Origin of the sequence: Microbacterium sp., from assembly GCF_029263575.1 — a bacterium.
Lineage (GTDB): Bacteria > Actinomycetota > Actinomycetes > Actinomycetales > Microbacteriaceae > Microbacterium.
The window spans coordinates 1-8,968 of sequence record NZ_JAJUFV010000121.1 but is presented as its reverse complement, the minus strand read 5'-3'; the positions used below and the strand labels follow the sequence as shown (position 1 = coordinate 8,968).

General features: G+C 63.6%; 13 protein-coding genes and 1 pseudogene. All 14 read left to right on the top strand.

Annotated features, from left to right (window positions below; genetic code table 11):
* Positions 1-132: pseudogene (locus Q1J95_RS11830) on the top strand (30S ribosomal protein S5); the annotation flags it as partial.
* Positions 132-317: a 50S ribosomal protein L30 gene (gene rpmD / locus Q1J95_RS11825; protein WP_300267792.1), complete on the top strand. Its 186-nt coding sequence runs from the start codon at positions 132-134 to the stop codon at positions 315-317. The pseudogene Q1J95_RS11830 and the gene rpmD, both read left to right, overlap by 1 nt.
* The gene (gene rplO / locus Q1J95_RS11820; protein ID WP_300267791.1) at positions 317-994 is read left to right on the top strand and encodes a 50S ribosomal protein L15; all 678 of its coding nucleotides are present in this window, start codon (positions 317-319) and stop codon (positions 992-994) included. Before rpmD ends, rplO begins: the two co-directional genes overlap by 1 nt.
* A gap of 102 nt (positions 995-1,096) precedes the next feature.
* Positions 1,097-2,419 (top strand): preprotein translocase subunit SecY, encoded by a 1,323-nt coding sequence (gene secY / locus Q1J95_RS11815; RefSeq protein WP_300267789.1) that lies wholly within the window; start codon positions 1,097-1,099, stop codon positions 2,417-2,419.
* Positions 2,416-3,012: an adenylate kinase gene (locus Q1J95_RS11810; protein WP_300267787.1), complete on the top strand. Its 597-nt coding sequence runs from the start codon at positions 2,416-2,418 to the stop codon at positions 3,010-3,012. The genes secY and Q1J95_RS11810 overlap by 4 nt, the downstream gene beginning before the upstream one ends.
* Positions 3,013-3,029: 17 nt before the next feature.
* Entirely contained in the window at positions 3,030-3,896 is an 867-nt protein-coding gene (gene map, locus Q1J95_RS11805; RefSeq protein WP_300267786.1) for a type I methionyl aminopeptidase, read from the top strand.
* Positions 3,897-4,071: 175 nt separating this feature from the next.
* A complete protein-coding gene (locus tag Q1J95_RS11800; protein WP_300267784.1) occupies positions 4,072-5,058 on the top strand; it encodes a hypothetical protein in 987 nt (328 codons plus the stop codon).
* Positions 5,059-5,227: 169 nt separating this feature from the next.
* Positions 5,228-5,893: a thioredoxin domain-containing protein gene (locus Q1J95_RS11795; RefSeq protein WP_300267782.1), complete on the top strand. Its 666-nt coding sequence runs from the start codon at positions 5,228-5,230 to the stop codon at positions 5,891-5,893.
* Positions 5,894-6,054: 161 nt separating this feature from the next.
* Entirely contained in the window at positions 6,055-6,276 is a 222-nt protein-coding gene (gene infA / locus Q1J95_RS11790) for a translation initiation factor IF-1 (protein ID WP_028496510.1), read from the top strand.
* A gap of 58 nt (positions 6,277-6,334) precedes the next feature.
* Positions 6,335-6,451 (top strand): 50S ribosomal protein L36, encoded by a 117-nt coding sequence (gene rpmJ, locus Q1J95_RS11785; protein ID WP_300267780.1) that lies wholly within the window; start codon positions 6,335-6,337, stop codon positions 6,449-6,451.
* A 145-nt stretch (positions 6,452-6,596) separates the two neighbouring features.
* Complete coding sequence (gene rpsM, locus Q1J95_RS11780; protein WP_300267778.1) at positions 6,597-6,971, top strand: 30S ribosomal protein S13; 375 nt, start codon at positions 6,597-6,599, stop codon at positions 6,969-6,971.
* 29 nt (positions 6,972-7,000) lie between these two features.
* Positions 7,001-7,399 (top strand): 30S ribosomal protein S11, encoded by a 399-nt coding sequence (rpsK, locus tag Q1J95_RS11775; RefSeq protein ID WP_300267777.1) that lies wholly within the window; start codon positions 7,001-7,003, stop codon positions 7,397-7,399.
* A gap of 204 nt (positions 7,400-7,603) precedes the next feature.
* Positions 7,604-8,593 (top strand): DNA-directed RNA polymerase subunit alpha, encoded by a 990-nt coding sequence (locus Q1J95_RS11770; RefSeq protein WP_300267776.1) that lies wholly within the window; start codon positions 7,604-7,606, stop codon positions 8,591-8,593.
* A gap of 35 nt (positions 8,594-8,628) precedes the next feature.
* The coding region (rplQ, locus tag Q1J95_RS11765) for a 50S ribosomal protein L17 (protein ID WP_300267775.1) at positions 8,629-8,968 on the top strand (340 nt) is incomplete at its 3' end.

Below are 8,968 nucleotides of genomic sequence, written 5' to 3'. Positions count from 1 at the left end.
CTCAAGAGTCTCGAAGAGCCCCGTGCGGTTGCTGCGCGTCGTGGCCTCGACTACGACGCCGTCGCCCCCGCGATCATCCTCCGTAACGAGGCGAAGGCCGCAGCTGCGGCCGCAGCGAAGGTAGGTGCCTGATGGCTCAGCGTCTCAAGGTGACCCAGATCAAGTCCAAGGTGAGCGAGAAGCAGAACCAGCGTGACACGCTGCGCAGCCTCGGTCTGAAGCGGATCGGCGACAGCACCGTCCGCCCCGACGACGCGCAGACGCGCGGCTACGTCAAGACCGTCGCACACCTCGTCAAAGTTGAGGAGATCAACTAATGGCTGAGAAGAACGACGCCGTCGAGGCCGAGGCCACGAAGAAAGCCCCGGCGAAGAAGGCTGCTGCCCCCAAGGCTGCCGCAGAGAAGAAGGCTCCGGCGAAGAAGGCTCCGGCAAAGGCCGTGGCATCCGACGCCAAGGCTGACTCGGCAAAGGCTGATTCCGCTGCGAAGAAGCCCGCTGCCAAGAAGCCGACCGCGAAGAAGGCTGCGCCGAAGGAAGAGACTTCCGAGGCGCGCCCGTCGGTGCTCAAGGTGCACCACCTGCGTCCGGTTCCCGGCGCCAACACCGCGAAGACCCGTAAGGGTCGCGGCGAGGGCTCGAAGGGCAAGACCGCGGGCCGTGGTACCAAGGGGACCCGGGCACGCAACACCGTGCGCGTCGGTTTCGAGGGTGGGCAGATGCCTCTGCACATGCGCACCCCGAAGCTCCGCGGCTTCAAGAACCCGTTCCGCGTCGAGTATCAGGTCGTGAACCTGGACAAGCTCGCCGAACTGTACCCCAAGGGCGGTGACGTCACCGTGGGTGACCTCGTCTCGAAGGGCGCCGTTCGCAAGAACGAGAAGGTCAAGGTTCTTGGCAACGGCGACATCGCCGTGAAGCTGACGGTCTCTGTCGACAAGGTCTCCGGCTCTGCTGAGCAGAAGATCGTGGCGGCGGGCGGATCCGTCAAGTAGCCGCTGCAAAGAGGGGTCGGAGATTCTCCGGCCCCTCTTTTGGGTTACTCTGGTCATTCAGCCGTCTCACATCGTGCGGCAACCCCTTCAGGAGGAACGCCTTTGTTTAGCGCTATCGCGCGGATCTTCCGCACGCCCGACCTGCGTCGGAAGATCGGTTTCACACTGGCGATCATCGCCATCTACCGTCTCGGCTCTCACGTTCCCGCACCCTTCGTGCACTTTCCGAACGTCGAGGAGTGTCTCCGGCTCAACGCCGGCACCGAGGGGCTGCTGAGCCTCGTCAACCTGTTCTCGGGTGGTGCGCTGCTGCAGCTGTCGGTCTTCGCGCTGGGTGTCATGCCGTACATCACGGCGACGATCATCACGCAGCTGCTGCGCGTGGTCATCCCGCACTTCGAAGCGCTCCACAAAGAGGGTCAGGCCGGGCAGACCAAGCTCACGCAGTACACCCGCTACCTGACGATCGCCCTTGCGCTGCTGCAGTCGACGACGCTGGTGACGGTTGCTCGCAGCGGCCAGCTCTTCGGTACGACCGACATCGCCGCCTGTCAGCAGCTGCTGACCAACGATGTCTGGTGGGCACAGCTGCTCATCATCATGGCGATGACGGCCGGTACGGGGCTGATCATGTGGTTCGCCGAGCTCGTCACTGAGCGCGGCATCGGCAACGGCATGTCGCTGCTGATCTTCACCTCGATCGCCGCGACGTTCCCGTCCGCCATGTGGGCCATCTGGGAGTCGAACGGCTTCGAGATCTTCTTGCTCGTGCTCGCGATCGGCATCGTCGTCACCGGCCTCGTCGTCTTCGTCGAGCAGTCGCAGCGGCGTGTGCCCGTGCAGTACGCCAAGCGCATGGTGGGGCGTCGCACCTACGGCGGCACGAACACCTACATCCCGATCAAGGTGAACATGGCGGGTGTCATCCCGATCATCTTCGCCTCATCGCTGCTGTACATCCCGATGCTCATCGCACAGTTCAACACACCGCAGGACGGCACTGAGCCGGCAGCCTGGGTCGTCTGGGTCCAGCAGAACCTGACAACGGGCGATCAGCCGCTGTACATGGCGATCTATTTCTTCCTGATCATCGGATTCACCTACTTCTACGTCGCGATCACGTTCAACCCGGTCGAGGTCGCCGACAACATGAAGAAGTACGGCGGATTCATTCCCGGCATCCGCGCGGGGCGCCCGACAGCCGAGTACCTCGACTTCGTGCTCACGCGCATCACGTTCCCCGGGTCGCTGTATCTCGGTCTCGTCGCTCTGATCCCGCTGATCGCGCTGTCGACGGTTGACGCCAACCAGAACTTCCCGTTCGGCGGCGCGTCGATCCTCATCATCGTCGGTGTGGGTCTTGAGACCGTCAAGCAGATCGACGCGCAACTTCAGCAGCGTCACTACGAAGGGCTTCTCCGGTGACCGCATCCGCTCGACTTCTCATCGTCGGTCCGCAGGGCTCCGGCAAGGGCACGCAGGGCGTGCGTATCGCCGAGGCATTCGGCGTTCCGGTCGTGTCCACGGGCGACATCTTTCGCGCCAACATCAAGGGTGGCACCGAACTCGGTGCCAAGGTCAGCGAGATCACCGCGCGCGGCGATCTGGTGCCTGACGAGCTGACGAGCGAAATCGTTCGCGACCGCCTCTCGCAGGACGATGCCGCGGGCGGCTTCCTGCTCGACGGGTACCCGCGAAACGCCGTGCAGGTCGGCCACCTCGACGAGTTCCTCGCGGGTCGCGGCGAGGCACTTGACGCGGTGATCCTGCTCGACGTCCCGCGGGACGAGAGCATCGAGCGTCTGCGCCTGCGTGCCGAAGAACAGGGACGCGCAGACGACACGGCGGAGGCCATCGCGCACCGTCTCGACATCTACGAGAACGAGACGGCACCGATCCTCGGCATGTATGGCGTTCGGGGCATCGTCGACAAGATCGATGGTGTCGGATCGCTGGATGAGATCACCGAGCGCATCTTCGTGGCGCTGGCTGCTCGTGGGCTGTCCGTCCAGGGCTGATCAGGTTCCACACCGTGATGTTTCGTCGTTCCATCTACAAGTCGTCTGCCCAGATGCAGGCGATGATCGAACCGGGGCTCATCACCGCCGCCGCTCTCGATTCGGTCCGGCCATTGATCAGACCCGGTGTGACGACGCTTGAGCTGGATACGGAGGCGAACCGCACGATTCGTGGCCGTGGCGCCGAGTCGAACTTTCAGCTCGTGCGCGGGTACTCGCATACCATCTGCGTGTCGGTGAACGAAGAGGTCGTACACGGCATCCCCAGCGAGCGCGTCCTGCAGGCTGGCGACATCGTCTCGGTCGACTGCGGCGCGCAGTTCCAAGGGTGGAACGGCGACAGCGCGATCACGGTGGTGGTTGCCGACCCGTCTCGCGCCGAGGTCGTCGAACGGCGTGAAGAGCTCTCCCGTGTGACGGAGGGGTCCATGTGGGCGGGTATCGCGGCGATGGCATCCGCTCGTCACCTCGGCGATATCGGTGCCGCGATCCAAGGGCACATCGAAGACAACCCCCCGCTCGCTGAGCCTGTCGAAGCATCGGCGTCGCGTAGCGAGTGGGGCATCCTTCGCGAGTACGTCGGACACGGCATCGGGCGCAAGATGCACGAAGCCCCCAGCGTCTTCAACTACCGCACGCCCGATCCTGGCGCTGAGGTCAAACCGGGCCTCGTGCTCGCGATCGAGCCGATGGTGACCGCGGGCAGCGAAGAGACCTATGTCGAAGACGACGACTGGACCGTCTCGACGGTCGACGGCAGCGACGGCTCGCACTGGGAACACAGCGTGGCCCGCCATGCCGACGGCATCTGGGTTCTGACTGCCCCCGATGGTGGCGCCGCCGGCCTCGCGCCGTTCGGCATCGAGCCCGTGCCGCTGGCGTAGCGCCCGCTGCGCCCCCGCGAGAAACGTGTTCTCGCATGAGAAACGTGCGCGCGGGACGTTTCTCATGCGGCAAACTGTTTCTCGCCACCAGGCGGCTCGCACTGCACATTTCGTAGTCGGCTCGGATGCTGTGAATGGCGCCCGGTACAGGTTGTGTTTCAGACACGATGGGCGGATGCTGTCGACACTCTCCGACCGTGCGAGCACGGTCTCTCCTCTTCCGCTGTGCACTTTGGACGATGCGCGGCACCTGGGAATCAACCTGCGATCTGGTTGGGCCCGCGTGCGCAAGGGCATCTATGTCAACAGCGACGCGTACGACAAACTATCCGCACGCGACAAGTATGCGGTACGGGTGCACGCGTTCATCCGGATGAACCCGGATGCCGTGCTCTGCCTCGAGTCCGCGGCGGTCATCCACGGTGTTCCTCAGTTCGGTGAGACCAAGGACATCCACGTCTTCGACCCGCATCGAACATCGTCGTGGCGACACAGTGATGTCAGCGTGCACACCAGTAAGGACCCTCGCACGATCGAGAGGGTGAACGGTGTTCTCGTCACGAGTCTGGTCGACACTGTCTGCGACCTGGTGCGCGTTGTGTCGCCTGGACGAGGCATCGCGATCGTCGACACAGTCACCTCTCCGGCGCAGGGCGGATTACTCAGCATCGGACAGTTGCAGGATCACGCCGCCGATCAGCAGAACCAGCGCGGACGCGCGCGGATGCAGCTGGTGTGGGCACATGCGGATCCGCTCTCGGAGTCCCCGGTCGAAAGCTTGAGCCGCGCGGTCATCGCGTGGAGCGGATTCGAAGTGCCAGTGCTGCAGCGGGAGTTCATCTACGAGGGGCAATGTGACAGGGTGGACTTTTACTTCGAATCCGTGCGCGCCATCGGTGAAGCCGACGGCTGGGGCAAGTATGACTTGATGAACAACGACGACCCTATGGCGAAACTGAAGGACGAAAAGCGTCGTGAAGACCGACTCAGACGCCACAGGCATCCGTTCGCCCGATGGGAGATGCGCGACATCTGGAGCGTGAAGCCGCTCACCGCAAAACTCGTCGAGATCGGTGTGCCGCGCGTTGCGCCGAAGCATGATGCGCTGTTGATCACGTTCCGGAACAACCCGCGCGCGAAACCGTGGAAGAAAGGCGGGTGACGGGATGGATTCCGCGAGAAACGCTCAACCGCATGAGAAACGTGCTGGTGGGACGTTTCTCATGCGGCAAGACGTTTCTCGCCGGGCGCGCGGGCGGCGGCTCACTGCGGGGACATAGGGTATTGAGGAAAGATAGAGAAGTACGCGTCCACTGAATGATCGGAAAGTCATGGCTGCTGCTGCCAAGAGCAACACCAACTGGTTCGCCGTAGGAATCTCCGCTGCCGTCGTCGTCGTGCTCGTCGCACTTGGCGCCTTCGTGGTGTTCCTGAACAACCAGGCCTCGGGCCCGGGAACCGCCCCCGAGAGCAGCGCCCTGGTCAACGAGGAGACCGGCGCGATCAGCTTCGGTGAGGGCGAGACCGAGGTCGACGTGTTCGTCGATTTCATCTGCCCTATCTGCGGCCAGTTCGAAGACACCTACGGCGAGCAGCTTCAGACCGCGGCTGCCGACGACGAGATCACGCTCAACATCCACCCGATCTCGATCCTCAACCGTTACTCCACCACGGGGGAGTACTCCTCGCTGTCTGCGGGGGCGATGTACTGCGTGGCCGAAGAGGCCCCTGATGCTGCTCTGACCTTCTTCAACTCGCTCTTCGCTAACCAGCCGGCGGAGAACACCGCTGGGCTCAGCGTCGACGAGCTTACGAGCATGGCTGAAGAAGCCGGCGCCGCCGCCGCAGCCGACTGCATCGCCGACGGGACGTACATGCGCTTCTCCGAAACGCAGGCAGACCAGCACGAGATCCAGGGCACACCCACGGTGGAGATCGACGGCGAGCGGATCGACAACTCGGAGATCAGCACCCGCTTCGCCGAGATCCTCGGCTGATACACCGCGGCCATCCCGACAGCCGAGTTGCCCGATCCCGCAGGGACGGATATGATGGAGCGTTGGCGCCTTGCGCCTGGTTTCGGCGTGTCCGACCAGCGCGGCCCACAATTATCCCATCCACCGCAGATCGACCGGTCTGCAGAAGCGTCAGCGAGGCTATGGCTAAGAAAGACGGTGTCATTGAGATCGAGGGCGTCATCTCCGAGGCGCTGCCCAACGCGATGTTCCGCGTTGAGCTCACCAACGGACATAAAGTCCTCGCAACGATCTCGGGCAAGATGCGGCAGAACTACATCCGCATCATCCCGGAAGACCGCGTGGTAGTAGAGCTCAGCCCCTACGACCTCACACGTGGCCGCATCGTTTACCGCTACCGCTAATCGGTCGAGAAGTAACGGCGCACCCCGTGCGTACGAAGACAGCGAACAAGGAAACACTATGAAGGTCAGCCCCAGCGTCAAGCCCATCTGCGATCACTGCAAGGTGATCCGCCGTCACGGCCGCGTCATGGTGATCTGCAAGAGCAATGCCCGGCACAAGCAGCGCCAGGGTTGATCGACCAGATCTGACACACAACTCAATATCTACAGGCAGAATCAAGACGCCTCACCGGCTCAGCAGCCGGAAGAGCTGACACCTCGGGACAGAGGCCCGGGTCCATATTCTGCTCCATACCTCTACTCATTCCCAGGAGAACCGCATGGCACGTCTTGCCGGCGTTGACATCCCGCGCGATAAGCGCGTGGTGATCGCCCTTACCTACATCTACGGCGTTGGCCGTACCCGCTCGGTCGAGATCCTCAAGGCCACCGAGATCGATGAGTCGATCCGCGTGAAAGACCTCAGCGACGAGCAGCTCATCGCCCTTCGTGACTACATCGAAGGCAACTACCAGGTGGAAGGTGACCTGCGCCGCGAGGTCGCAGCAGACATCCGCCGCAAGGTCGAGATCGGCTCCTACGAGGGCATCCGCCACCGTCGCGGCCTGCCCGTGCGTGGTCAGCGGACCAAAACCAACGCCCGCACGCGCAAGGGCCCCAAGCGCACCGTCGCCGGCAAGAAGAAGGCCCGCTAAACGCGGCCAGGGATTAGGAGAACACTTTCATGGCTGCACCCAAGGCCGCCGCGCGCAAGCCGCGCCGCAAAGAGAAGAAGAACATCGCGCTGGGCCAGGCCCACATCAAGTCGACGTTCAACAACACCATCGTTTCGATCACCGACCCCTCCGGCGCGGTCATCAGCTGGGCATCGTCCGGTGGCGTGGGCTTCAAGGGCTCGCGCAAGTCGACGCCGTACGCCGCAGGCATGGCTGCTGAGGCCGCTGCCCGCCAGGCACAGGACCACGGCGTCAAGAAGGTCGACGTCTTCGTGAAGGGGCCGGGCTCGGGCCGCGAGACCGCCATCCGCTCGCTGACGGCCGCCGGGCTCGAGGTGGGTTCGATCCAGGACGTCACGCCGCAGGCGCACAACGGCTGCCGCCCGCCCAAGCGTCGCCGCGTCTGATCTGCTGTAGCGCTCGGTCCGGACATCTCGACTGCTGAGCTCGTCGAAGCATCGACGGCCGGACCGAGCGTACGCCCCTTCGGCAGTCTCCCTGACCGGGCTGAGCGGGCGTCAAGTTCCGGGCCGCGCGCCCAGCTCAATCAAAACTCCACACCTCACCCACCACATGTCATATAGCGGGCATGTGACCGAAAGGAACACAGAGTGCTCATTGCACAGCGTCCCACACTTACCGAGGAAAAAATCGCCGAGAACCGGAGTCGGTTCATCATCGAGCCGCTCGAGCCCGGTTTTGGCTACACCATCGGCAACGCGCTGCGTCGCAGCCTGCTCTCGTCGATTCCCGGCGCTGCTGTCACCAGCATCCGCATCGACGGCGTGCTGCACGAGTTCAGCACGATCCCCGGTGTCAAGGAAGATGTCACCGAGATCATCCTGAACATCAAGCAGCTTGTCGTCTCGTCCGAGCGCGACGAGCCGATCACCGCATACCTGCGCAAGACCGGCGCGGGCGAGGTGACCGCTGCTGACATCTCGGCTCCGGCCGGTGTCGAGGTGCACAACCCCGAGCTCGTCATCGCGACGCTCAACGACACGGCGAAGTTCGAGCTCGAGCTCACGGTCGAGCGAGGCCGCGGCTACGTGTCGGCGACCCAGAACCGCAACGAGTACGCCGAGGCCGGCCAGATTCCTGTCGACTCGATCTACTCGCCGGTGCTCAAGGTCAGCTACCGCGTCGAGGCGACTCGAGCGGGTGAGCGCACCGACTTCGACAAGCTCATCCTTGACGTCGAGACGAAGAACAACATCCTTCCCCGCGACGCCATCGCATCGGCGGCGAAGACTCTGACCGAGCTGTTCGGCCTGGCACGTGAACTCAACGTCGAGGCTGAGGGCATCGAGATCGGCCCGGCGCCGGTCGAGCCCGTGCTCTCCAGCGAACTGTCGATGCCGATCGAAGACCTCGATCTCTCGGTCCGCTCCTACAACTGCCTCAAGCGCGAGGGCATCAACACGGTGTCTGAGCTCGTGGCACTGTCGGAGACGCAGCTCATGAACATCCGCAACTTCGGCCAGAAGTCGGTCGACGAGGTGCGCGACAAGCTCATCTCGCTCGGACTGTCGCTCAAGGATTCGGTGCCCGGTTTCGACGGCGCCCACTTCTACAGCGCAGGCGAAGACGAGTCCTTCTGACCTTCCCGAAATTTCTGACCAGGAGTTAGACCAACATGCCTAAGCCCACCAAGGGACCCCGCCTCGGAGGCGGCCCCGCCCACGAGCGCCTGCTGCTTGCCAACCTCGCCGCTGCGCTGTTCACCCACAAGTCGATCAAGACGACCGAGACCAAGGCCAAGCGCCTGCGTCCATTCGCTGAGCGTCTGATCACCTTCGCCAAGCGCGGAGACCTGCACGCACGCCGCCGCGTGCTGAGCGTCATCGGGGACAAGAGCGTCGTGCACACTCTGTTCGCTGAGATCGCCCCGCAGGTCGCTGAGCGCGAGGGTGGATACACCCGCATCACGAAGGTCGGATTCCGCAAGGGCGACAACGCGCCGATGGCCGTGATCG

Excerpts from the sequence above, each read along its gene's own strand:
- rpmD (WP_300267792.1), top strand. The coding sequence starts at position 132 with ATGGCTCAGCGTCTCAAGGTGACCCAGATCAAGTCCAAGGTGAGCGAG.
- rplO (WP_300267791.1), top strand. The coding sequence starts at position 317 with ATGGCTGAGAAGAACGACGCCGTCGAGGCCGAGGCCACGAAGAAAGCC.
- map (WP_300267786.1), top strand. The coding sequence starts at position 3,030 with ATGTTTCGTCGTTCCATCTACAAGTCGTCTGCCCAGATGCAGGCGATG.
- Q1J95_RS11800 (WP_300267784.1), top strand. The coding sequence starts at position 4,072 with ATGCTGTCGACACTCTCCGACCGTGCGAGCACGGTCTCTCCTCTTCCG.
- Q1J95_RS11795 (WP_300267782.1), top strand. The coding sequence starts at position 5,228 with ATGGCTGCTGCTGCCAAGAGCAACACCAACTGGTTCGCCGTAGGAATC.
- infA (WP_028496510.1), top strand. The coding sequence starts at position 6,055 with ATGGCTAAGAAAGACGGTGTCATTGAGATCGAGGGCGTCATCTCCGAG.
- rpmJ (WP_300267780.1), top strand. The coding sequence starts at position 6,335 with ATGAAGGTCAGCCCCAGCGTCAAGCCCATCTGCGATCACTGCAAGGTG.
- rpsM (WP_300267778.1), top strand. The coding sequence starts at position 6,597 with ATGGCACGTCTTGCCGGCGTTGACATCCCGCGCGATAAGCGCGTGGTG.
- rpsK (WP_300267777.1), top strand. The coding sequence starts at position 7,001 with ATGGCTGCACCCAAGGCCGCCGCGCGCAAGCCGCGCCGCAAAGAGAAG.